Source organism: Neisseria sp. Dent CA1/247 (assembly GCF_022870825.1).
Taxonomy (GTDB): Bacteria; Pseudomonadota; Gammaproteobacteria; order Burkholderiales; family Neisseriaceae; genus Neisseria; species Neisseria zoodegmatis.
The window spans coordinates 1,348,187-1,372,172 of the sequence record NZ_CP091522.1 but is presented as its reverse complement, the minus strand read 5'-3'; the positions used below and the strand labels follow the sequence as shown (position 1 = coordinate 1,372,172).

At 48.7% G+C, this 23,986-nt stretch carries 19 protein-coding genes; 6 read left to right on the top strand and 13 right to left on the bottom strand.

Going from position 1 to position 23,986, the window contains the following annotated elements; translation table 11 throughout:
• Positions 1–287 precede the first annotated feature (287 nt).
• Both LVJ85_RS06805 and alaS read right to left on the bottom strand, forming a co-directional pair.
• Positions 288–1,640: a hypothetical protein gene (locus LVJ85_RS06805; protein WP_244742907.1), complete on the bottom strand. Its 1,353-nt coding sequence runs from the start codon at positions 1,638–1,640 to the stop codon at positions 288–290.
• Between the two features lie 79 nt (positions 1,641–1,719).
• The gene (gene alaS, locus LVJ85_RS06800; protein WP_244742904.1) at positions 1,720–4,344 is read right to left on the bottom strand and encodes an alanine--tRNA ligase; all 2,625 of its coding nucleotides are present in this window, start codon (positions 4,342–4,344) and stop codon (positions 1,720–1,722) included.
• A gap of 241 nt (positions 4,345–4,585) precedes the next feature.
• Here alaS and LVJ85_RS06795 point away from each other — a divergent pair, with 241 nt between their 5' ends.
• A complete protein-coding gene (locus tag LVJ85_RS06795) occupies positions 4,586–5,758 on the top strand; it encodes a polyamine ABC transporter substrate-binding protein (RefSeq protein WP_244742901.1) in 1,173 nt (390 codons plus the stop codon).
• Between the two features lie 205 nt (positions 5,759–5,963).
• On the opposite strand, the gene LVJ85_RS06790 is transcribed toward LVJ85_RS06795, so the two are convergent.
• From LVJ85_RS06790 to LVJ85_RS06780, 3 genes are all read right to left on the bottom strand, one after another.
• A complete protein-coding gene (locus LVJ85_RS06790) occupies positions 5,964–7,562 on the bottom strand; it encodes a peptide chain release factor 3 (RefSeq protein ID WP_085362594.1) in 1,599 nt (532 codons plus the stop codon).
• Between the two features lie 270 nt (positions 7,563–7,832).
• Positions 7,833–8,618: a basic amino acid ABC transporter substrate-binding protein gene (locus LVJ85_RS06785; RefSeq protein WP_115133383.1), complete on the bottom strand. Its 786-nt coding sequence runs from the start codon at positions 8,616–8,618 to the stop codon at positions 7,833–7,835.
• Positions 8,619–8,770: 152 nt separating this feature from the next.
• A complete protein-coding gene (locus tag LVJ85_RS06780) occupies positions 8,771–9,589 on the bottom strand; it encodes a pyruvate, water dikinase regulatory protein (RefSeq protein WP_085362596.1) in 819 nt (272 codons plus the stop codon).
• 487 nt (positions 9,590–10,076) lie between these two features.
• Here LVJ85_RS06780 and ppsA point away from each other — a divergent pair, with 487 nt between their 5' ends.
• Positions 10,077–12,464, top strand: a complete 2,388-nt coding sequence (gene ppsA / locus LVJ85_RS06775) for a phosphoenolpyruvate synthase (RefSeq protein WP_115133956.1) — start codon at positions 10,077–10,079, stop codon at positions 12,462–12,464.
• 338 nt (positions 12,465–12,802) lie between these two features.
• Here ppsA and LVJ85_RS06770 read toward each other — a convergent pair whose 3' ends face one another.
• Genes LVJ85_RS06770 through LVJ85_RS06760 form a run of 3 tightly spaced genes read right to left on the bottom strand, consistent with a single transcriptional unit; the run spans position 12,803 to position 16,234 of the window.
• On the bottom strand, positions 12,803–13,321 hold the full coding sequence (locus tag LVJ85_RS06770) for a membrane integrity-associated transporter subunit PqiC (RefSeq protein WP_244742897.1): 519 nt from the start codon (positions 13,319–13,321) through the stop codon (positions 12,803–12,805).
• Positions 13,321–14,967 carry an intermembrane transport protein PqiB gene (gene pqiB, locus LVJ85_RS06765; RefSeq protein ID WP_244742894.1) on the bottom strand — a complete coding sequence of 549 codons (1,647 nt, stop codon included), beginning with the start codon at positions 14,965–14,967 and terminating at the stop codon, positions 13,321–13,323. Before pqiB ends, LVJ85_RS06770 begins: the two co-directional genes overlap by 1 nt.
• Complete coding sequence (locus LVJ85_RS06760) at positions 14,960–16,234, bottom strand: paraquat-inducible protein A (RefSeq protein ID WP_244743102.1); 1,275 nt, start codon at positions 16,232–16,234, stop codon at positions 14,960–14,962. Before LVJ85_RS06760 ends, pqiB begins: the two co-directional genes overlap by 8 nt.
• A gap of 347 nt (positions 16,235–16,581) precedes the next feature.
• On the opposite strand from LVJ85_RS06760, the gene fabG reads away from it, so the two are divergent.
• The gene (fabG, locus tag LVJ85_RS06755; RefSeq protein WP_244742890.1) at positions 16,582–17,310 is read left to right on the top strand and encodes a 3-oxoacyl-ACP reductase FabG; all 729 of its coding nucleotides are present in this window, start codon (positions 16,582–16,584) and stop codon (positions 17,308–17,310) included.
• A complete protein-coding gene (locus tag LVJ85_RS06750; protein ID WP_244742887.1) occupies positions 17,304–18,533 on the top strand; it encodes a beta-ketoacyl-ACP synthase in 1,230 nt (409 codons plus the stop codon). Before fabG ends, LVJ85_RS06750 begins: the two co-directional genes overlap by 7 nt.
• A gap of 204 nt (positions 18,534–18,737) precedes the next feature.
• Here LVJ85_RS06750 and LVJ85_RS06745 read toward each other — a convergent pair whose 3' ends face one another.
• The 5 genes from LVJ85_RS06745 to LVJ85_RS06725 form a co-directional block, all read right to left on the bottom strand.
• Positions 18,738–19,550: an alpha/beta fold hydrolase gene (locus LVJ85_RS06745; protein ID WP_244742884.1), complete on the bottom strand. Its 813-nt coding sequence runs from the start codon at positions 19,548–19,550 to the stop codon at positions 18,738–18,740.
• A 113-nt stretch (positions 19,551–19,663) separates the two neighbouring features.
• Complete coding sequence (gene purE, locus LVJ85_RS06740) at positions 19,664–20,152, bottom strand: 5-(carboxyamino)imidazole ribonucleotide mutase (RefSeq protein ID WP_244742880.1); 489 nt, start codon at positions 20,150–20,152, stop codon at positions 19,664–19,666.
• 104 nt (positions 20,153–20,256) lie between these two features.
• Positions 20,257–20,934: a tol-pal system YbgF family protein gene (locus tag LVJ85_RS06735; RefSeq protein WP_370686953.1), complete on the bottom strand. Its 678-nt coding sequence runs from the start codon at positions 20,932–20,934 to the stop codon at positions 20,257–20,259.
• A gap of 15 nt (positions 20,935–20,949) precedes the next feature.
• Entirely contained in the window at positions 20,950–21,618 is a 669-nt protein-coding gene (locus tag LVJ85_RS06730; protein ID WP_244742873.1) for an O-methyltransferase, read from the bottom strand.
• A 23-nt stretch (positions 21,619–21,641) separates the two neighbouring features.
• Positions 21,642–21,827 carry a DUF3460 family protein gene (locus tag LVJ85_RS06725; RefSeq protein ID WP_085362605.1) on the bottom strand — a complete coding sequence of 62 codons (186 nt, stop codon included), beginning with the start codon at positions 21,825–21,827 and terminating at the stop codon, positions 21,642–21,644.
• Positions 21,828–22,170: 343 nt separating this feature from the next.
• Here LVJ85_RS06725 and LVJ85_RS06720 point away from each other — a divergent pair, with 343 nt between their 5' ends.
• Together LVJ85_RS06720 and LVJ85_RS06715 are read left to right on the top strand one after the other, a co-directional pair.
• Positions 22,171–23,520: a polynucleotide adenylyltransferase PcnB gene (locus tag LVJ85_RS06720; protein WP_244742870.1), complete on the top strand. Its 1,350-nt coding sequence runs from the start codon at positions 22,171–22,173 to the stop codon at positions 23,518–23,520.
• Positions 23,507–23,782, top strand: a complete 276-nt coding sequence (locus tag LVJ85_RS06715; protein WP_244742867.1) for a glutaredoxin family protein — start codon at positions 23,507–23,509, stop codon at positions 23,780–23,782. The genes LVJ85_RS06720 and LVJ85_RS06715 overlap by 14 nt, the downstream gene beginning before the upstream one ends.
• The last annotated feature ends 204 nt before the right edge of the window (positions 23,783–23,986 follow it).

Here is a 23,986-nt window from a genome sequence, read left to right as displayed (position 1 = left end):
GCGGGAAAGCGTTTGTCAGGCAGCGGCGATAAGCTTGAGGCCGTCTGAAAGTTTTCAGACGGCCTCTTGTATGGTAGGGCTTATGCCGTTATTTCAGAATGCAAAACATATAGTGGAAATACACACCATACATATTCACGGACCTATAAAAAATCAAACCCGAAATGGTTGTAAGTAGGGCGGGCATCCTTGCCCGCTCTACAGGTGTTTGACTGAAATTTTGTGCGCATAATTTTAGTTCGTTTTTACTATAAAAATAATTGTAGCTGCACATTAACTATATCAGCTTAATTCAATAAAATGGCATTTTCTACTTTTCCTTTTTCATCGAATGTTAGAGCATATTTCAGTTCTTTTTCAGAATTAGCTATTTTTAGGCTGTTATTCAGAGATAACATGAGCATTTCACATTCCTGTTCAGAAAGTTTTATACTATCACTAAATTTATTAGATATAGATAGAACTTCGTTTCTTCTACTTTCCAAGGTATCATTCAAATTAAAAACTTTATTTTGAAATAATTCATATACTTTATTTTCAACTGAATTATTAAATTTAACTACTGAACTATTCCAATCTTCATTGGAAAAAATATTTTCAAATGATGAATACTTTTTATTGTAAGGGTCTATATAGGCAGTTAATAATTTTAATAAACAATAAAGTTTAATAATTAGTTTCCGACGAATGGTAATTCTATTAATATCTAAGATAGTAATTTTTAATTCTTTATGAGTATTACCTGAACCAAACCAATCTTTGTCTTTTTGCTTTTCAATTTTGCTTATTAAGTTCTTTAAATCTACTGTTAATTGTTCTTGAAATTCATATATATCTTGAATAGTATCTTCTAACTTTGTACTTTTTTCTGATGATAGATGATAGGGATTGTAAGGATCCTTAAATACTTTTACACCAGACAAAAAATTTTCTAAGTAACTTATACGACCTTTTATTTTTGAAAGCTTTTCAGATTCTTGGTTATTTTTTATGTCATTGCATAAAGTCTCAATACTCTTTAAACTTTTTTCAATATCATCTAAATGAGATTGTGCTACAGCTATACTTATCAATTGAAATCCAGCTCCTGCTATTTGTTTTAACTTATTACCTTCTACCAAACGTCCTTTTCCAACAATATTTTTACTTGATATATCTATAGCATCAGCCAAGACTTCTCCATTCTTTGTTCTCATGAGTTTATAAGAACCATTTTCTAGGCCTTTTATAATTTCCGGATGAAATGTAACCTCTAGAGTTTTATTGGGTACACTAACTATGCCCTTAAATATATCTGAAGTTAGATGTTTAAAGTGTTGTTGAATATTTTTATCCGGTTCCTTAATATCCTGAAATGGTTTGTTAGATTGGCAAATTGATATTAATTGAATCCCAGAATTATCTACAATAATAGCATCTAGATCTTCTTCTTTAGATTCTTCAAAAATTTGTGTTGTGACATTTGTAGACAGAGTATTTTGATACCGAATAGAATTAGCCACTGAATTATTAATATTCTCATCTGAATTTTTATGTAAAATTCCTTTTTGATTTATTTTTTGTTTTTTTATAATAAAATATACTAAGATAAAAAATATAATAATTAAAAAGACCGTAATAATTATAAGCATTTTATTCATAAATTACCTCTAATTCTATTGTTGATATAAAACAGATACCTAAAAATTAGGTATCTGTTTTAAGAAAAAATTTACAAAATTAAATTGATCTATTATTAATCCAATCATCTACACTACCCAAAGCATCTGGCAATTTAGCAGTATCCGTACCGCCGGCCTGTGCCAAATCCGGTCGTCCTCCGCCTTTGCCGCCTACTTGCTCGGCGACAAATTTCACTAAATCGCCTGCTTTTACTTTGGCGGTTAAGGGTTTGGAAACGCCTGCGCACAGGGAAACTTTGCCGTCGTTTACGGCGGCGAGCAGTACGATGGCTTTGTCGGATTTGCCGGTAAGGTCGGTAACGATTTCGCGTAAAGCGGCTGCGTCGGCTTCGATTTGGGCCACCACGAGTTTGGCTTCGCCTACGTCTTTAGCGTTATCCAAGAGTTTTGCGCCGGCGTGTACGGCAAGCTCGGCTTTGGCTTTGGCCAAATCTTTTTCCAGCGCTTTGGTTTGGGCGGCGTTGGCTTGGATTTTGCCCAATACGTCGCGCTCGGTTTGGGCTTTTACTTCGGCGATGATGTCTTTAACCAAGCGCTCTTGGTTTTGCGCCCATTGCAGGGCGTTCAGGCCGGTGATGGCTTCGACGCGGCGCACGCCTGCGGCGATGCCGCCTTCGGAAATGATTTTGAAGAGGCCGATGTCGCCGGTGCGTTTGACGTGGGTGCCGCCGCACAATTCGGTAGAGAAATCGCCCATTTTCAGTACGCGCACTTCGTCGCCGTATTTTTCGCCGAAGAGCATCATGGCGCCGGCTTTTTGGGCGTCTTCCATGCTCATAATGTCGGCATCTACGGCTACGTTGGCGAGGATGGCGGCGTTAACACGGCGCTCCACTTCGGCGATTTCTTCAGCGGTAACGGGCTGCGGATGGGAAATGTCGAAGCGGGTGGATTGTGCGGTAACGAGTGAACCTTTTTGTTCTACATGTGTGCCCAATACGTCGCGCAGGGCTTTGTGCATCAGGTGGGTGGCGCTGTGGTTGCGCATGTTGGCATCGCGGATATCGTTGTCGATTTCGGCGGTAACGGTGTCGCCCACTTTCAGACGGCCTGATGATACGACGCCGAATTGTCCGAATACGGCGGCTTTGATTTTTTGGGTGTCACGCACTTCAAATACATTACCGCCTGTTTTAATTAAGCCGACATCGCCCACTTGGCCGCCGCTTTCGGCATAGAACGGGGTGTTGTCCAGCACAACCGCGCCGGTTTCGCCTTCGTTCAATTCGTTTACGGGTTCGCTGTCTTTATAAAGGGCGAGGATTTTGGCTTCGGTTTTGCGCTCGGTATAGCCTTTGAACTCGGTGTCTTGACCGTCGTAGGCAAGCTGGGTGTCGGCTTTAAAACTTTGCGCGGCACGGGCGCGTTGGCGCTGGGCTTCCATTTCGCGCTCGAAACCGGCTTCGTCCATGTCGATACCGCGCTCGCGGCAGATGTCGGCGGTAAGGTCGTAGGGGAAACCGTAGGTGTCGTAGAGTTTGAAGATGATTTCGCCGTCCAGCGTTTTGCGGCCGTCTGAAAGGGCGTTTTCCAGTAAGGCCATGCCGGTTTCGAGGGTTTGGGCGAAACGGGTTTCTTCATGGCGCAAGGCTTCGGTGATGGCTTCTTGCTTTTCTTTCAATTCGGGATAGGCTTCGCCCATTTCGGCCACCAAATCAGGCACGAGTTTGTGGAAAAACGCGCCTTTTTGGCCGAGTTTGTAGCCGTGGCGCACGGCGCGGCGGATGATGCGGCGCAGCACATAGCCGCGGCCTTCGTTGCTCGGCAGCACGCCGTCGGCAATCAGGAACGAGCAGGCGCGGATGTGGTCGGCAATCACTTTCAGGCTGGGCACGTCCATGCTGAATTCGGTGCCGGTTTCGCGGGCGGCGGCTTTGAGCAGGTTGCCGAACAGGTCGATTTCGTAGTTGCTGTTAACATGCTGCATCACGGCGGCCATGCGCTCCAAGCCCATACCGGTATCTACGCTCGGCTTGGGCAGCGGGTTCATATTGCCTTGTTCGTCGCGGTTGAACTGCATAAATACGCAGTTCCAGATTTCGATAAAGCGGTCGCCGTCTTCTTCATCGCTTCCCGGAGGGCCGCCCCAGATGTGGTCGCCGTGGTCGTAGAAAATTTCGGAGCAGGGGCCGCAGGGGCCGGTGTCGCCCATTTGCCAGAAGTTGTCGCTGGCGTAGCGTTCGCCTTTGTTGTCGCCGATGCGGATGATTTTTTCAGACGGCATGCCGATTTCGTTTTGCCAGATGTTGTAGGCTTCGTCGTCTTCGGCGTAAACGGTGGCCAAGAGTCTTTCTTTGGGCAGGTTCAGCCATTCGGGAGAGGTAAGGAATTCCCAAGCGAAATGGATGGCATCGCGTTTGAAGTAGTCGCCGAACGAGAAGTTGCCCATCATTTCAAAAAAGGTGTGGTGGCGTGCTGTGTAGCCTACGTTTTCCAAGTCGTTGTGTTTGCCGCCGGCGCGCACGCATTTTTGTGCGGTGGTAGCGCGGTTGTAGGGGCGTTTGTCGAAGCCTAAGAATACGTCTTTAAATTGGTTCATGCCTGCGTTGGTGAAGAGCAGGGTGGGGTCGTCGTGCGGCACGAGTGATGAGGAGCGCACGATTTGGTGGCCTTTGCTTTCGAAGAATTTGAGGAATTTTTGGCGTAATTCAGTGGTTTTCATAGCGGTTTCTGCAATTGGTTAAAACGGTTTCAGACGGCCTCATTTATAGATAAGGCCGTCTGAAAAAATCAGATAAAAATCTTGCGTATATTACCGCAGATTTCAGCTTACGCCTACTCAAATACGGCCGGCTGCTCTATACTTTGGGAAACCTCGATTTATTCGTATCGGTTTGTATCAAAGCAGGGAACTTTACGATGGTTTTTCCCCTAAGAACATAACGCTACCTAAAGGAATGATAATGCCTCTGAAACTTTCTTTTCTCGTGCTTTCCCTTTCATTGCTGGCTGCCTGTGGCGGCCGTTCTTCTGATAAACCCGAAGTAGCCGATGCGCAAAACAGGCCGTCTGAAACGGCTCCTGCACAGCACAGCAATCTGCCTCAAACGGATGCTTTGAAAATTTATAACTGGTCGGATTATGTGGATCCGAAAACGGTGAAACATTTTGAAGAGCAGTTTGGCGTGAAGGTAACTTATGATATTTATGAAAGTGATGAAACGCTGGAATCGAAAGTGCTTACAGGCAAATCGGGCTATGACGTCGTAGGGCCGTCCAACGCTTTTGTCAGCCGTCAGATCAAAGCCGGCGCATATCAAAAAATCGATAAAAGCCTGATTCCGAACTACCGTCATATCAGCCCGAAGTTATTGGATTTAATGAAGCAGGTGGATGCAGGCAACGAATATGCCGTACCGTTTTTTTGGGGCACCAACACCTTTGCCATCAACACCGAACGGGTTAAACGCGCGCTCGGTACAGACAAGCTGCCCGACAACCAATGGGATTTGGTATTCAATCCCACCTACACGGCCAAGCTGAAAAAATGCGGCATCAGCTATTTGGACAGCGCGGCGGAAATGTACCCGATGGTATTGAATTATTTAGGTAAAAATCCCAACAGCAGCAAGCCGGAAGATATTCAGGCCGCCACGGATGTGCTGAAAGCCAACCGTGCCAATGTGAAACGCTTTACTTCTTCCGGCTTCATTGATGCACTGGCGCGCGGAGATACCTGCGTTACAGTCGGATTCGGCGGCGACCTGAATATAGCGAAACGCCGTGCGGCAGAAGCAGGCGGCAAAGAAAAAATCCGCGTGATGATGCCGAAAGAAGGCGTGGGTATTTGGGTGGATTCGTTTGCAATCCCGAAAGACGCCCACAACGTACTCAACGCCCACCGCTACATCAACCATTTTTTAGAGCCTGAAATCGCTGCGAAAAACGGCAATTTCGTCACTTATGCACCATCGTCTATGCCCGCCAAAGATTTGATGGATAAGGAATACAGCAGTGACAATTCGATTTTCCCAAGCGATGAAGATTTGGCCAACAGCTTCATCATGGTGCCTTTGGAGCCGGAAGCGCTGAAAGAAATGGTGCGCCAATGGCAGCAGATTAAAGTAGCGAAATAGACTGAATTCTGTTTGATGTTTTTAACAGTAGATACTTAAAACTCCGCTATGCTTTGTTGTTTGGAGCATGGCGGAGTTTTTTGAATGGATAGGTCTTAACTTGCCGTCTGAAAAAGTGGCTTGGCAAAAATATAAAATCCCTCATGCCGGAACCATTTTTCAGATGGCCTCAAGCATGAGGGATTTTGATATGAATCTTAAGAAATTAAGCGTTTAAGTTGACAGAATGTTCGCGCGTTTCGTGGAACACAATATCCGGCCAGCGCTCTTGGGTTAAATTCAGATTTACGCGGTTGGGGGCAAGATAAGCCAAATTGCCGCCTGCATCAATGGCAAGGTTGATTGCATTGGCTTTTTCAAACTCGGCCAGTTTTTTCTTGTCGGCACACGATACCCAGCGGGCAGACCAAATGCTGGCGTTGTCAAACACAGCTTCCACGCCGTATTCGGCCGCAAGGCGCGACGTAACCACTTCAAATTGCAACACGCCTACTGCACCCAAAATCAAATCGCCGCCGTTGTGCGGTTTAAACACCTGCACCGCGCCTTCTTCGCCCAGCTGTTGCAAGCCTTTTTGCAGTTGCTTCATTTTCAGCGGGTTTTTAATACGCACGCTGCGGAACAATTCCGGCGCGAAAAACGGAATGCCGGTAAATGCCAGCTGTTCGCCTTCGGAAAAACTGTCGCCGATTTGGATGTTGCCGTGATTGGGAATGCCGATGATATCGCCCGCATAGGCTTCTTCCACCAGCTCGCGGTCGTGCGACATAAACGTAACTACGCTGGAAGCGGCAATGTCGCGGTTGATGCGCAAGTGTTTGATTTTCATGCCGCGCTCGAATTTGCCGGAGCAAACGCGCAAAAAGGCGATGCGGTCGCGGTGTTTCGGATCCATATTGGCTTGAATCTTAAACACAAAACCGGAAAACTTTTCTTCAGACGGCATCACTTCGCGCACGGTGGCATCACGGCCTTTGGGAGCCGGCGCCCAGTCAATCAGCGAGTTGAGAATTTCCTGAATGCCGAAGTTGTTGATGGCCGAACCGAAAAATACGGGCGTTAACTCGCCGGCCAAAAATTCTTCGAGGTTAAATTCGTTTGACGCGGCTTGAACCAATTCGATTTCGGCGCGCAGATTATCCATTTCAAGCGGGAACAGCTCGTCTAAGCGCGGGTTATCAATGCCTTCGATAATTTCAAATTCGTGCGGTAACTTCTCTCCTCCGGCATCGAACAGGTAAATTTCATCATTCAGAATGTGGTAAACACCTTTGAAGTTTTTGCCCATACCGATAGGCCAAGTGACCGGCGCGCAACGGATTTTGAGGATATTTTCCACTTCGTCGAGCAGTTCCAACGAATCGCGCACTTCACGGTCGTATTTGTTCATGAAGGTTACGATGGGCGTGTTGCGCAAACGGCAAACGTTCAAAAGTTTTATGGTTTGCGCTTCCACACCTTTGGCGGCGTCAATCACCATCAAGGCGCTGTCAACGGCGGTGAGTACGCGGTAAGTATCTTCCGAGAAATCTTGGTGGCCGGGAGTATCCAGCAGGTTGACGGTATGGTCTTTGTACTCGAACTGCATGACCGACGATGCTACGGAAATGCCGCGCTGCTTCTCGATCTCCATCCAGTCGGAAGTGGCGAACTTGCCGGTTTTTTTGCCTTTTACCGTACCGGCACTTTGAATCGCACCTGAAAACAACAGCAGTTTTTCGGTCAACGTCGTTTTACCCGCGTCGGGGTGGGAAATGATGGCGAATGTGCGGCGGCGGCGCACTTCTTGTAGGATGTCGGACATATAAACTCGTATCGGAATCGTATGAAAGAGATTTTCAGACGGCCTTAAACATTAACCAAACAACTGCCTGCGTTGTATTTTTACTGCGGATATTATGATGCAGGGCGGTATGTGTTCTTAATAATCGTGCCAATGCTTGCGCCTGAAAAAACGGCGGATTATACGGAAAAACGCTTGTTTTTTCAATGTTCAATCATAAAGTGAGGCCGTCTGAAAAAAGCTTTTCAGACGGCCTCATTTATTTATGCTTTATCAAGCAATGCAGGCAAATTATTCGGCAAAGTATTGTTTTTGAACTTTGTCGTAATCGCCGTTTTCACGCACTTTTTTCAGGGCGTCGTTCAGCATGTTCAAAGTGGCGGTATCGCCTTTGCGTACAGCAATGCCGTAGTTTTCCACTTCAAAATCAGGCGGGGCAATCATGTTGAAGCCTTTGTTGCCGTTGTTTTTCACATAGTTGCCGACAACCGCGCTATCAGAGATGACTGCATCCAAACCGCCGTTTTCAAGCTCTTTGATCACGAGCGGCAGGGTCTCGAAGCGGGCGATTTTGGGGCTGTCGTTACCCAAAATTTTAGAAGCGGCAAGGTCGCCTGTTTGGCCGGTTACCACGCCGACTTTTTGGCTGTTTTTCAGATCGTCGATGGATTTGATGTCTTTGCCTTTTTGCACCAAAATCACTTGGGTAATTTTGAAATACGGATCAGAAAAGTCCATGGTTTGTTTGCGGTCGTCAGTGATGGTGATGGCGGAAAGCAGAATGTCCACATCGCCGTTGGCAAGGCCGGGGAAGAGGCTGTTCCACGGTTGGTGTTTGTATTCCACTTTGAAATTGCCGGCTTTGGCCATGGCGTTCATCAGGTCGATATCAAAGCCTTGAATCTCGTTGTTGCTGTTTTTAGATTCAAAAGGGGCGAATTCGGCATTGGTGGCAACGCGGTAAACTTTTTCACCGGCAGCGGCTGTTTGTTTGTTGTCGCTGCTTTGGCCGCCGCAAGCGCTTAAAGCAAATGCCGAGCAGGCAACGGCTGCGGCAATCCATTTTTTCATATTCATTTGATTCTTCCTGATAAAAGAGTGAAAAATTGATTTTAACATAGGCTAATAAAAATACACATATTTTGATGTTGCGCAATGTCACTTGAGGCCGTCTGAAAATGTTTAGGGAAACTGGCTTTCAGACGGCTTGAACATTGGTTGTGTATTTTTTAAAAACGACGTTTCAGCTGGCAAGCCTGCATGATGCTCACGGCCAATTCTTCCACCGATTTATCCGTGGTGTTGGTAAAAGGAATGGAGTGTGCGCGAAACATGCTTTGTGCATCGGCTACTTCGCGGCGGCAAGTAGTGAGCTGCGAATAGTTGGAGTCCGGCCGGCGCTCGTGGCGAATGGCTTGCAGGCGCTCGGGCTGTATGGTTAAGCCGAATAATTTGTGTTTGTACGGTTTTACCATGCGCGGCAGGTCGCTGCTTTCCAAATCTTCGGGGGTTAACGGATAGTTGGCAGCGCGGATGCCGTATTGCAGGGCGAGATACAGGCAAGTAGGGGTTTTGCCCGAACGGGAAACGCCCATCAAAATAACGTCTGCGTCTTTTAAATCTTTGCCGCTGATGCCGTCGTCGTGGTTTAAAGAGAAATTCACCGCTTCCATACGGGCATCGTAGCGTTCGGTGTCGCCGATGCCGTGGGTACGGCCTACCGAATGCCGCGCCCGCAAGCCCAGTTCGCGCTCAATCGTGCCTAAGAAAGCATCGAAAAAGCTGAGATGCAAACCTTGGCAGGTTTTGATAATCGTGCGGATTTCGTCGTTGATGATGCTGGTAAATACCAATGGCCGCAGGCCGCTGTCTGAAGCGGCGGCATTGATGATTTGCACCATTGCGCGCGCTTTTTCGGGCGTATCGACAAAGGGGTAGGTTGCTCTTTTGAAATTCACTCCCTCGAATTGATCCAGCAGGGCTTCACCCATGCTTTCGGAAGTGATACCTGTGCGGTCGGAAATAAAAAAAGCAGAACGGCGTGCCATTATGGTTCCTTTTTATAATGAGTTATTGATTGCTTAGGATGCCTTCAGACAATACCGCCGTATCATAAGGCCATCTGAAAATGTAAGTCAAAGCAAACCTTGATTCGTTGCTGTCCGCCGGGGCGGGTGGATAAACGCAATGCGGCCTTCAAAAACTACATCAAACTACAATTAAAATCAAAAAAATTTTAAACGCACATTTTTTACAATAAATTCATTATTATTGAAACAATATGCCAATATAAGCAGTTTAAATATCTATTGAAAATATGCTGTTTTAAACCAAACCCTATATTTAACAAGGGTTAATAGGATTTCAAACGGTTTTGTATAATTTATTTCAAGAGACTACATATCCGGCTTCCCGCAATTTTTCAGACGGCATCAGCCATTCTTTCGCAATAAAACACATGACACTGCGGGTTTGAGTGGTTAGAATACCCCCGCGAGATTTATTTCTTTTTTAACTTGTTTAATGGATTTAAAAATGGCTGCAAATTACGTGATTTGGTTTGAAAACCTGCGCATGACTGATGTAGAGAGCGTAGGCGGTAAAAACGCCTCTTTGGGCGAAATGATCAGTCAGCTTACTGAAAAAGGCGTGCGCGTACCCGGCGGTTTCGCGACAACCGCAGAAGCTTACCGTGCTTTTTTGGCGCATAACGGTCTCAACGAACGTATCTCTGCAGCCCTTGCAGCTTTGGATGTGGAAGACGTTACCGAATTGGCGCGCGTAGGTAAAGAAATCCGCCAATGGATTCTCGACACACCATTCCCGGAGCAATTGGATGCCGACATTAAAACCGCTTGGGACAAAATGGTAGCCGATGCCGGTACCGATAAAATTTCCGTAGCGGTACGTTCTTCCGCCACCGCAGAAGATTTGCCGGACGCCTCTTTTGCCGGCCAACAAGAAACCTTCCTGAATATCAATGGCTTGGAAAACGTTAAAGAAGCAATGAAACATGTATTCGCTTCTTTATATAACGACCGAGCCATTTCATATCGTGTACACAAAGGCTTTGCCCACGACGTGGTTGCTTTGTCTGCCGGCGTTCAACGCATGGTGCGTTCAGACAGCGGCGCAGCAGGTGTGATGTTCTCCATCGACACCGAATCCGGCTTTGAAGACGTTGTATTCGTTACCGCTTCTTACGGCTTGGGCGAAACCGTCGTACAAGGTGCGGTGAACCCCGACGAGTTTTACGTACATAAGCCCACATTGAAAGCAGGCCGTCCGGCCATCTTGCGCAAAACCATGGGCTCGAAACTGATCAAAATGACGTTTACCGAGCAAGCTCAAGCAGGTAAATCCGTGCAAGTGGTTGATGTACCTCAAGAAGACCGCAAAGCGTTCTCTATCAGCGACGAAGAGATTACCGAGCTGGCCAAATACGCTTTGATCATCGAAGAGCATTACGGTCGTCCGATGGATATCGAATGGGGTCGCGACGGCACTGACGGCAAGCTGTACATTTTGCAAGCTCGCCCTGAAACCGTGAAATCTCAAGAAGACAATACCCGCAGCCTGCGTCGTTACAGCATTAGCGGCGACAAAAAAGTATTGTGCGAAGGCCGTGCCATCGGTCAAAAAGTCGGCCAAGGTAAAGTACGTTTGGTCAAAGACGCTTCTCAAATGGATACCGTTCAAGCCGGTGATGTGTTGGTAACCGACATGACCGACCCGGATTGGGAACCGGTGATGAAACGTGCGTCTGCTATCGTGACCAACCGCGGCGGACGTACTTGCCACGCGGCGATTATTGCCCGCGAACTCGGCATTCCTGCCGTAGTAGGCTGCGGCGATGCCACCAGTGTGCTTTCAGACGGCCAAGAAGTAACCGTATCGTGCGCAGAAGGCGACACCGGTTTGATTTACGACGGTTTGCTGAATGTGGAAGTAACCGATGTGGCTTTGGACAATATGCCCAAATCACCGGTAAAAATCATGATGAACGTCGGCAACCCCGAATTGGCCTTCAGCTTCTCAAGCCTGCCCAACGAAGGTATCGGCCTGGCGCGCATGGAATTCATCATCAACCGTCAGATCGGTATCCACCCCAAAGCTTTGTTGGAGTTTGACCGCTTAGATGCTGATTTGAAAAACGAAATTTCCGACCGCATCGCAGGCTATGCTTCTCCGGTAGCGTTTTACGTTGATAAAATTGCCGAGGGTGTGGCGACATTGGCTGCGTCTGTTTATCCGCGCAAAGTCATTGTGCGTATGTCGGATTTCAAATCAAACGAATACGCCAATCTGGTTGGCGGTAATCTTTACGAACCGCATGAAGAAAACCCGATGTTGGGCTTCCGCGGTGCCGCCCGCTATGTATCGGATGATTTCAAAGACTGCTTCGCTTTAGAATGCCAAGCTTTGAAACGTGTTCGCGACGAAATGGGATTGACCAACGTCGAAATCATGATTCCTTTCGTGCGCACCCTCAACGAAGCCGAAGCGGTAATCAAAGCCCTGAAAGAAAACGGCTTGGAGCGCGGTAAAAACGGCCTGCGTTTGATCATGATGTGCGAACTGCCAAGCAATGCCTTGCTGGCCGAACAGTTCCTGCAATATTTTGACGGCTTCTCAATCGGCTCGAATGACATGACCCAGCTGACTTTGGGTGTTGACCGCGACAGCGGCGGCCCGATTGCCGGTACATTCGACGAGCGTAACCCTGCCGTTAAAGTAATGCTGCACTTGGCGATTTCTGCCTGCCGCAAACACAACAAATACGTGGGCATCTGCGGACAAGGTCCTTCGGATCACCCCGATTTTGCGAAATGGCTGGTAGAAGAAGGTATTGAAACCGTATCGTTGAATCCTGATACCGTGATTGAAACTTGGCTCTACTTGGCTAAAGAATTGAACAAGTAAGCCTTAAGGCCATCTGAAAAATGCCTTGTCTGTTTAGACAAGGCATTTTTGTTTTGAAACATTTGAGATGAAAACGATTTAGCAGAAGCGGCACTGAAAACATCATGCGGGCGTACAATCCACGCTTACGAAAACAGCTCATCGTTGCAAGGGTATTTTGCTAAATCGGTAATGCCTCTCTCTCAAAGCTTGTTTTAGCGAAACTCACTAAGTGCGTTTTAGCTAAACCCGCGTAGCGTGTTTTGGCGAAGCTCACACAGTTCACTTTCAGACGGCCTCAAGTTCTTAGAGCTAAAAAGCAAGCTCAAAATTGAAACCCTCTATGAAAACACGCTAAATTAACGGACTACTGCTTCCGATGCTTTTTCCAGCCCAAAGTTTAAAGATTCCACCATCGCTTTATAACCGTCGCCGTGCTGCTCGGTTTCAACGTGAAAGGGGCGGCTTTGGCCATTCGGCCAAAGTGCATAGCCGCTGACCAATGTTTTGCCTTGATAGCTTCCTTGAAAAGCTTCCACATAAATTTTCAGCGTTTGCGAACTGCTGCTGCGTGCTGCGGGCACAAATGTGTAGTTCGGATTCAATCGGTTCAGCTTGTTACTGAAACCTGAAGCCAAAGCGTTATCCAGCGCACCTGCCCACAAGTGGTTGCGGGCGAAGTTCACATGATAGGCATCGGTTTGGTAAACCAAGCCGCCGTTGTTTAGAGGTTCTGCCAGATAAACGCGCACGGCGACTTCGTTGCTGCTCCGGCCGGGGTGGATGTATTGGCTGTCGGGCAAGGTAAAGTATTGCGGCACGGGGGTGGCGCAGGCGCTTAATGCGAGTAGGGCGCCAATCACTGTCAATTTACGCATCAGCGGCTTCCTTTCGGGATGGGGTCTTTAACATTGCTGTTAAAAATTAATGAATTGGGTTTTTCTTTTAACGTGTTGATTACGGGCTGGGCTTCTTTCAGCGTTTTATCAATGCTTTGCAGGGTTGTTTGAACATCGCTGTAAAGAGGCGATTGCGGCGAAATACCTTGCAATGCTTGGCGCAGTTCGTACAGGGTTTTATTCAACTCGTTAGGAATGCTTTGGGTTTGCGGTTTGCTGATTAAGGCATTGGCAGAATTGAGCGTGGCTTTCAGTTCACGTAATGAACCGTTCAACTCGCCCACGGTTTTTTCCAGCGGCAGTTTGTTGAATTTTTCCAAGAGGTTGCCAAGCTGGTCTTGCAGGTTATCCAAACCGCCGCCGCGGCTGGCAATCACGACATTGCCGTTGTAATTGGCAAAAGGCTTGAGCTTGCTGCTGCTTGAGGGATTGTCGTCCAATTCGATCATCTTGCTGCCTGTAAGCAGGCTGTCGCTGGTTAAGGTGGCGGTAAGCCCTTTGTTTAAGGCCGTCTGAAAACGGTCGCGCCAATATGCTTGGCTTTGGGCTTCGGCGTTGATTTCCATGCGGTCGGGTTCGATGCGGATGCGCACGGGAATCCAGCCGTTGTCCAGCAGCTTCAGGCTGTCGTTTTGGGCGAAATAGGGCACGTCGGCTACTGCGCCGATATTGATGCCTTTGTATTCGACCGGCGCACCGGGTTTAAGCCCGCGCACGCTTTGTTTGAAAAATGCGGTGTAATACAGAGAACGCTCGCTCGGCAGGTTTTCTACTTCGTTGCGGTTGTTGTACACCGTGAACGTATCTTCGTTGACGGCCGGTTCGCCTTTATCTCCGCCAATCGGTGCTGAGAAGGAAATCGAACCGGAAAGCAGCGCGGCAATGGGGGCTGATTCTATCCGTACGCCGCCGCCGGTCGCTTCGATTTGAATGCCGTTTTGCAACCAAAATTGGCTGTTTTTACCGACCAGTTTGTCGTTGGGGCTTTTGATGAATATGGTGTAATGAACGGTTTGTTCTTTAGGGTTGAAATCGGCGCTCTCTACCACACCGACGCTGAAATCTTCATATAAAACCGGGCTGCCTACGCTGATCATTTTGTCGTTTTTGCCCACCAGTTTCAGGCGCAGGCCGTGCTGGCCGATGGCGGTAATCGGCGGAATATCCGAAACTTCGAAGCGGTATTGGGTTTCTTCGCTTTTGCCGGGGGTGAAAGCGATGTAAGAGCCGGAAACGAGTGTGGTCAGGCCGGAAATGCCGCTTTCGTCGATGCGCGGTTTGACTACCCAAAATTGGGTGTCTTTGCGCATCATATCTTTTGCGTCGGCGGTAAGGAGCACGGTAACTTCCACGCCTTTGCGGTCTTTTTGCAGGCCGATATGGGTTACCCGGCCGACTTCGACGCTAAGCACTTTTACCACCGTATTATTGACTTCGATGCCGTCTGCACTGTCCATCAACAGGGTTACTTCCGGCCCTCTGTTGCGGATCTCTTTCATCAGCAACCAGCCGCCCACCAAAAAAGCGATGACGGGAATCAGCCAGATCACGGAGGTAAACACGTTGGTTTTACGCACCACGGCAGGCACGGGTTTGTATTCGGTTTGATTATTATCGTTACTCATATTCAGCTTGTGTTACCGTCAGATTTTCAGACGGCCTCTTGATGTTTGCAGGGTTTTTACGGGCTTTGTCCCACAATAAACGCGGGTCGAAAAAATAGGCGGAAAGCATGGTCAACAATACGACCAAGCAGAAATATACGGCGGCAGACCCCGGCACCACCCGTGCCACATGGGTGTGAAACGAACTCATCAAAATAATGATGACGAAAATATCAATCATCGACCATTTGCCGATAGATTCGGTAAAACGGTACACCCTCAACATGATTTTGGGGCTGGCGGGCAAGCCGTAGTGAGCGCTCAGGTTCAACACCAGCAGCAGGGCGATTTTAGCGCCGGGCACCAAAATACTGGCACTGAAGATAATGGCCGCAATCAGCTTGTCGCCTTCGTCCCACATATAAATGATGCCGTTGAGGATGGTATTGATCTGCACCGTAGTGGGATTGGAAGAAATCATAATCGGCAAGAGATTGGCCGGAATATACAGCACGATGGCCGCCATTAAAAACGCCATCGAAATGTAGATGCTTTTGGGGCGGCGCTCGTAAAGGTCGGCACCGCATACGCCGCAGGTAGGCTCTTCTTTGCTGCGGAAATAAAGACAACGGCTGCAACATATCCGCTCGTTAGAGGCCGTCTGAATCGTATTTCTGCCTAAAATGCGGTGGATTTTGTAATATACCCAATGTTGCGGAATCGACACAGATGTGCGGATCAGCAAAACGGCGAGTCCGAACATCAAATAAAACGCCGCGCCGTATTCGACTTTTGCCACCGAAGAGAGTTTGATGTGCGCCACCAGCGTGGAAATAAAAAACACATCCACCATAATCCAGTGCCTTAAACGCACCAAAGTACGCGTTGCCGTGCGCAATCCCGGATAAGCCTTGCCTTGCCACAAAGCCGTGTACACATAAAGACACAACAGCAAAAAAAGCAGCGGCGTGCCGAACGTGAGCGCGAACATTACTTCCGCCAAGAAGCCGAAATCAAGCAGAATCAGCTTTCTCATCATCGACGGCAGCGACTGGATAGACGTTACGCCCGCCATCGTGACCGTAACAAACATCATCGTGTAAACGAAACCCATCAACACCAAAGAGGCCGTTGCATAAGCCAAAGGCGCGATATACGGGTTTTTCTCCACTTCCACCACCTCGTAGCCGCAATTGGGGCAATGCGCTTCCTGCCCCTGATGCAAACGCGGCAATTCCATACGCTGCCCGCATTCGGGGCAGTCGAGCGTATGGGCGGGGAGAGCCATATGACGTTGCAGGGTGTGGTAACGCCACCAGCGGCGGTATTGTCGGACAGCTTTCACAGTTATTCAGACGGCCTCGTAAAAGCACGGGCGGGGAAATCAAACAGGTGTGTATTATAACTGAAAACAGCAAAATACATTTTAGCGAAACCTGCTTGGCGGGTTTGGGCGAGGCTCACACAGTTTGCTTTAGCGAAACTCGCAAAGCTCGTTTTAGCGAAGCTCACATAGTTCGCTTTCAGACGGCCTCAAATTCCCACATCACGCCAACACCATACTCACGCTTTCGGGCATTCCTGTTACAATTCGCATCTTAATCAAAACACTCGACTTCCCACACAGGAAAACGCATGAGCGAAAACATTTTAATTACCGGCTCCAACCGCGGCATAGGCAAGGCCGTTGCCTTGGGGCTGGCCGCAGACGGCTACGATATTGTGGTGCACTGCCGCAGCCGTCGCGAAGAAGCAGAAGCCGTTGCCGAAGAAATACGCGCATTGGGCAGACAAACACGCGTATTGCAGTTCGATGTATCAGACCGCCAACAGGCGCGGGAAATCCTGACGGCCGATATCGAAGCCAACGGCGCTTATTACGGCGTGGTGCTGAATGCCGGTTTAACGCGCGACAATGCGTTCCCTGCTTTTGAAGATGAAGACTGGGATCAAGTGTTGCGCACCAATTTGGACGGCTTTTATAACGTTTTGCACCCCGTAATCATGCCGATGATACGCCGCCGCAAAGCCGGGCGCATCGTGTGTATGTCTTCTGTATCCGGCCTTACCGGCAATCGCGGACAAGTCAATTACAGCGCATCGAAAGCAGGTATTATCGGCGCAGCCAAAGCATTGGCGGTGGAGTTGGCCAAACGCAACATCACCGTAAATTGCGTTGCTCCCGGTTTAATCGACACAGAGATTGTTGATGAGCATGTGCCTGTGGACGAAATTTTGAAAGCCATACCCGCGGCACGGATGGGCTTGCCCGAAGAAGTAGCCCATGCCGTACGCTTTTTGATGGATAAAAAAGCCGCCTACATCACGCGGCAGGTTATTGCAGTAAACGGAGGTTTATGTTGAAACGGGTAGTCATCACAGGCATAGGCGGCATCACAGCCTTCGGACGCGACTGGCACACCATTCAGACGGCCTTCAAACGCAAACGCAACGCCGTGCGCAACATGGGCTGGCAAGAGCAGTTTCCCGATTTGGAAGCCAATCTGGGCGCTCCCGTGCCCGACTATGCACCGCCCGCGCATTGGACACGCAAACAGTTGCGCAGCATGGGGCGGGTGTCTTATCTCTGCGTCGATGCGGCCGAACAAGCCCTAACCGACGCCGGGCTTTTGGGAGACGAGTCGATTAAAGACGGGCGCATGGGTGTGGCCTGCGGTTCTTCAACCGGCAGCACCAAAGACATCCGCGACCTCGGCGAACTGCTGCTTACCGGCACTTCGCGCAATTTCAGCGCCAACACCTATGTACGCATGATGCCGCACACCACTGCGGCCAATGTCGGTATATTTTTCGGGCTTACCGGCCGCATCATTCCCACTTCCAGCGCCTGTTCGTCGGGCAGCCAAGGCATAGGCTATGCTTACGAAGCGATTAAATACGGCATGATCGACATGATGCTTGCCGGCGGCGGCGAAGAGTTTTGCCCGTCGGAAGTGTATGTGTTCGACTCACTCTATGCCGCCAGCCGCCGCAATGACGAGCCTGAAGCCACTCCGCGCCCTTACGACGCGGGCCGCGACGGCTTGGTAATCGGCGAAGGTGCAGGGATGTTGGTTTTGGAAGAGTTGGAACACGCCAAAGCGCGTGGTGCCAAGATTTACGCGGAGATTGTCGGCTATGGCGCCAACAGCGACGGCACCCATGTGACCCAGCCTCAAAAAGACACTATGCGCCGCTGTATGGAGTTGGCACTGAAAGATGCCGGCATCAAACCCGAGCAGGTAGGCTACGTTAACGGGCACGGAACCGCTACCGAAAAAGGCGATATAGCCGAAACATTGGCAACCGAGGCTGTGTTCGGCCACGTTCCCATGAGTTCGCAAAAAAGCTATTTCGGCCACACCTTAGGCGCGTGCGGTGCGTTGGAATCTTGGTTTTCGATTGAAATGATGAACGGCGGCTGGTTTGCGCCCACCATCAATCTCGAGAATATCGATCCGCTGTGCGGCAAGGTGGACTACATTCGCGGCGACGGGCGGGAAATCCGTACCGATTATGTAATGAACAACAACTTTGCCTTTGGCGGTGTGAATACTTCGCTGATTTTCAAACGTTGGCAGAAATGAAGCGGCAAACCGGTTAAAAGAAAAGGATTTTAAACCGTAGGCCTTAAATAGAACGCCAAAGCCGCAATATTTTAGCTGCTGTTTCGGTGTTATATTTAAGGCCAATTTACTTCAGCCCCATTTTAATTCTTATCTTAAATTATTTTTGCAAAAATTATTTTTGCAAAAATCTATCAATTTTGCTTTTTGTTTTAATTACAACTATTAGATATGGGTTAACCAATTTTCTACCATAATATTAAAGATTTCAGGTTGGTCGATTTGTAAATTATGTCCTGCAATATCTAAAGTTAGAAAAGTCAGTCTCTCATAATTTTTTGAAACTTCCCATAAATCTTCATAGCCGACAACGTTATCTTGTTTACCACTCAAAATCAAAATTGGTTTGCCAAATTTTATTTCATTCAGTTTTCGATAAAGTTCAAAACTGAATTTATAGTTTTTAACTACTTCTTCTACAAAAGCCAAATCCATCAGCTTATTGCCTGTTTTCACTTCATTGTTATATCTTTGATAGGTTTTTTGGGTGGCAACGACTGCAATGTTTAAAAAGTCGTCTTTTTCTTCCTGAGGCAATGTTTTTAAAAACTCTTCATCTTTAACGATAATGGATTTTTGGGGCAGCTTTCTCGTTGAATGTTCGGGATTAACCATAGGGCAGATAAGGCACATTCCCAAAATCTGAGTATGGAATTTTGAAAGAATACCCATGGATAAATAGCCGCCATAAGACTCCCCGATAATAAGATACGGAGTTTTTCCAATCTCTTTCTCGATAAAACCAATCAAGATGTTTAATATTGCATCAGAATTTGCATATTGTATATCGTTGCCGGATTTTCCCATGCCGGGCAAATCTATATAAATACGTTTAAATCTTTTTTTATTGGCAAATACCGGTTCTAAACAAGCTGTCATCAGACGATGGTCGCAGGTTAGCCCATGTAAAATTAATACGGGTACGCCTTCCCCGATTGACTGATAATGCAGCAATATGTCATCTTGTTTGTAAAACATTTTTCTTTAAACGTTCATTTCTAAAAGCACGGAATTTGGGTTAAGTGATTTTGTTTTCTAAGCTTCAAACTGCTTGAGGCCGTCTGAAAATATAATCACCACTTGAATCTTGATTATTCGGCTTCCGGCAAATCCATTGCCAATACAGTTTGCTCCTGCTTGTCGCGGAACGCCGCAAGTTTCTGCGCCAGTTCGGGATTTTCGTTGGCTAACATGGAAACGGCAAAAAGGGCGGCATTGGCGGCGCCGGCTTCTCCGATGGCAAAAGTGGCAACAGGCACGCCTTTCGGCATCTGAACGATGGATAACAACGAATCTTCGCCGCGCAGGTATTTACTCGGCACGGGCACGCCCAATACCGGCACGGTGGTTTTGGCCGCTACCATGCCGGGCAGGTGGGCGGCACCGCCGGCACCGGCGATAATCGCTTTGATACCGCGTTCACGGGCGGTTTCAGCGTATTCAAACATTAAGTCCGGCGTGCGGTGTGCAGACACGACACGCGCTTCAAACTCAACGCCGAAGTCTTTCAAAAACTGTGCCGCATGCTGCATAACCGGCCAGTCGCTGTTGCTGCCCATGATGATGCCTACCTGTATCATATGTTTTCCTTGTGGATAAAAAATCGAAAATTTGTTGGGTGTTGAAACCGGAAAATCGGATGATTCTCCGGCTTCTTTATTATATTAATAGACGCTTAACTAAATCAGCGTTTTTTCAATTCGCCGTAAGCACGCTTGGCCGAAGCACTGTCGGGATAAATCTGAATCAGCTTCCGCCAAGTATCGCGGGCAATGTCTTGCTGCTGCATACGGTATTGGCATGAACCGACGCTAAACAAGGCTTCTGCGGCTTGCGGGGAATGGCGGAAGCGGGTGGCGAAGCGGTTGCCTATATTGATTACGGATTCGCAGTTTCCCAAGTTTTGATGGCTCTGCATCAGCAGATACATGCTTTGCCTATCGGTGTCGCCGCCGTTGCCGCCGCCGTCTACGCCTTTAAGCAAGGCCACGGCTGCGGCATAGTTTCCGCTTTTATATTGCTTTAAAGCCTGCTCGTATTGTGACGACTGTGCCGCCGAACGGGTCGGCTCTGCCGCGACTGCATTTGCCTGATTGCCGGAAGAGCGGTTTTGCGTGCTGCGTCGAACGGCAGAACGGCGTTCGAGTTGGCGGACGCGGGTTTTTAAACTCTCAACTTCTTTTTCAAGGCGTGCTACTTTGATGCCCAAACTGTCGATTTGGACTTGCGCGTCAGGTTCGGGATAGGGAATGGCGTTGTTTTTGCTTTGCTTGTCGTCGGGAACGGGAGCAGGCGGCGTCATGCTGACACAGGCACCCAGCAGAAACGTGCCGAATAACGGGGCGGTAAATTTGAAATTCATCATCATGACCTCGCATTACTTTTTGAGCAGAAGGGTCAAACCGTCGCCCACGGGGAGCGTGATGGGAATGATGCGTTTGTCTTGAGGCAGGCTTTCATTGAACGCCTGCAAAATGCCGAGAGCCGGCGGGCTGTTTTCATCAGCGGGATCCAACACTCTGCCGCCGAGCAAAACGTTGTCGATGGCAATCACGCCGCCGCTACGCACGAGCTGTAAACAGCGTTCGTAATATTCCGGCGTGGGCGGTTTGTTGGCATCAATCAGGGCTATATCATAAGTGCCTGTTTCGCCCGCGTCGATCAGGTCGTCCAACGTCAATAAGGCGGGCTGGAGATGCAGGGTAATTTTGTGTTCGACCCCGGCCGCCTGCCAAGTTTCACGGGCGATATCGGTAAAGGTAACGTTGATGTCGCAAGCGGTAACGGTGCCGTGGGGCGGCAAAGCCAAAGCCATGGCAGTACTGCTGTAACCGGTAAACACGCCCACTTCCAAATAGCGTTCGGCGCGTATCAGCCTTGCCAGCCAAGTCAGCAGTGTCGCTTGGGCTGGGGCAATGGCCATTTTACCGAGGCGGTGTGTGGCCATGCGTTCGCGTAAGGCGGTTAGGGCAGGGTGTTCCGCTTCGCCGATGCGGTTAAGGTAGGCGCCGAGCTTAGGGTCGATATTGTGTATGTGGGTTGCCATTGAAAGTTAGGCCGTCTGAAAACTCAGTCGGGCTGGTAGGCATAGGGTTTTTTAGGCAGCTTGGCAGCTTCGAATCCGGCTTGTTCTTCGGGATTTAATTCCACATCCCACAACAAGCCGCGGTTTTTCAGGCGTTGTTCTGCTTCTTCGGGATGCTTGGCAATGTATTCTTCGAGAAATTGGGTGGCATCTGATTTGTAGTGGTACATTTTGTTCTCCGAATGGATGGCGTGGTGTGTATCGTATAAGCTAAATTATATTATAGCTTGATACCTTTGCAAAATCCTTATCTGCGGTGCATTGCGGCAGTTGTGCGGTTGTGCGTATGACGGAATTTCAGACGGCAGGCTATTGCCGGAAATGTGAACAAGCCTGTGGTGTTTTTGAGGTAAAACAGCAAGCTCAATTTCAATCGGGTATAATACGCCGTTTTGTTTTTTCAGGCTTTTTACCGTGGCCGTCTGAAACCTTTGCAGAAAGGCTTGTGTGCAGGCTTTTCTGCAAAGGTTCAGGCGTTTCAGACGGCATGGTTTTGAAATGGTTGATTGATATATGTTGAAAAAATGGCTGCATAAGGTGTTGCCCGGCAAATCGGGCAAGCCTCGTGCGCGTAAAGAAGTGATTCCGTTTACCGAGCACCGCATCAGTGCCGATATGTTGAGTTTTGCAGCTGAGAAAGTTGTCCGCCGCTTGCACAATGAAGGTTTTGAGGCGTATGTGGTCGGCGGTGCCGTGCGAGATTTGCTGCTCGGCATGGAACCCAAAGATTTTGATGTGGCGACCAATGCTACGCCCGAGCAGATACGCAAAGTGTTCCGCCGCAGCCGTATTATCGGACGACGCTTTCAGATTGTGCATGTGATGATCGGGCCGGAAACGATCGAGGTAACGACCTTCCGCAGCGGCGGCAAGGTGCAGCACAACGAACACGGCCGCATTATGAAAGACAATGCGTATGGCTCGATGGAAGAAGATGCCATGCGTCGCGATTTTACCTGCAACGCTTTGTATTACGACCCGATCCGTCAGCAGATTATCGACTTCCATCACGGCGTATCGGATGTTTTGGCGCGCAAACTGGTGATGATTGGTAATCCGGCCGAACGCTATCAGGAAGACCCTGTGCGCGTGCTGCGTGCGGTGCGTTTGTCGGGCAAACTTGGTTTTGAAGTGGAGCAGGAAACTGCCGCGCCGATTGCGGAGTATGCAGGCCGTCTGAAACAAGAGCCGGTAGCGCGTTTGTTTGACGAAATCATGAAGCTGCTGTTTTCGGGCTATGCTTCGAGCTGTTTGGCGCAGTTTGACAAACTCGGCGTGCGGGAAAATATCCATCCGATTTTATCCGCCTTGCTGAAAGCGGCGAAAGACGGGCAGAGCATTGCCGCAGCCGCTTTGCGCAATACCGACGAGCGTTTGCGTGCTGATAAATCGGTGTCTGTGGGCTTTGTGCTGGCGGCGGTAATGTGGCCGCAACTTGATGCGCGCTGGCAGAAAAACATCAAAAGCGGTCTGAAACCTGCTCCGGCGCTCACTCAAGCCATTAACGATTTGCGCGATATGGAAAAAGGTTGGGGCGTGCCGCAGCGTTTTTCGGCAACAATGCGCGAAATCTGGCAGCTGCAACCACAATTTGAAAACCGCAAAGGCGCCCGTCCGCATCGTTTGTTGGCACAACAGCGTTTCCGTGCCGCCTATGATTTTCTTCTGCTAAGGGCGGAAACAGGCCATGCCGATCTCGAGTTGGCGCACTGGTGGACGGCGTTCCAATACGCAGACGATACGCTGCGGCTGGAAATGACGGCTTCACAACGCGGCCAAGGCGCAAAATCCGGCGATGAAGCCAAGCGCAAGCGCCGCCGCAAACCGAGGAAGAAAAAAGAGGTTTCGCATGAGGCCGTCTGAAAAAGTACAGCAGCCGCAATGGAAACTAACTTTGATGTTCCGCGAATATTGCAGCTTGTGCCACAAAATGCGCGATGCTTTACAGCCTTTTCAAACGGAATACGGGTTTGCGCTGAATGTGGTTGATGTGGACGACGATCCTGTTTTGGAAGAAAAATACAACGAATTGGTGCCTGTATTGCTGGATGGCGATGTTGAAATCTGCCACTGGTTTTTAGATGAAACCAAGTTACGGGCGCATTTGGACGCAAAGGCCGTCTGAAAAAAAGCCGGAGCCGCATATCAGCAGCTCCGGCTTTTTTCAGACGGCATCATCGCTATATTATTTTCCGTTTACCGTAATCACGCCGAATGGGAACTAAGATTGGCACGCACAGCGTCAAGGCTTTGTGCAAACGGCATTATATTTTGCAGATTTTAAAGTTTGCTTACGCTGATTTATAGTTAAATGTGGCGCAAGTCTGTC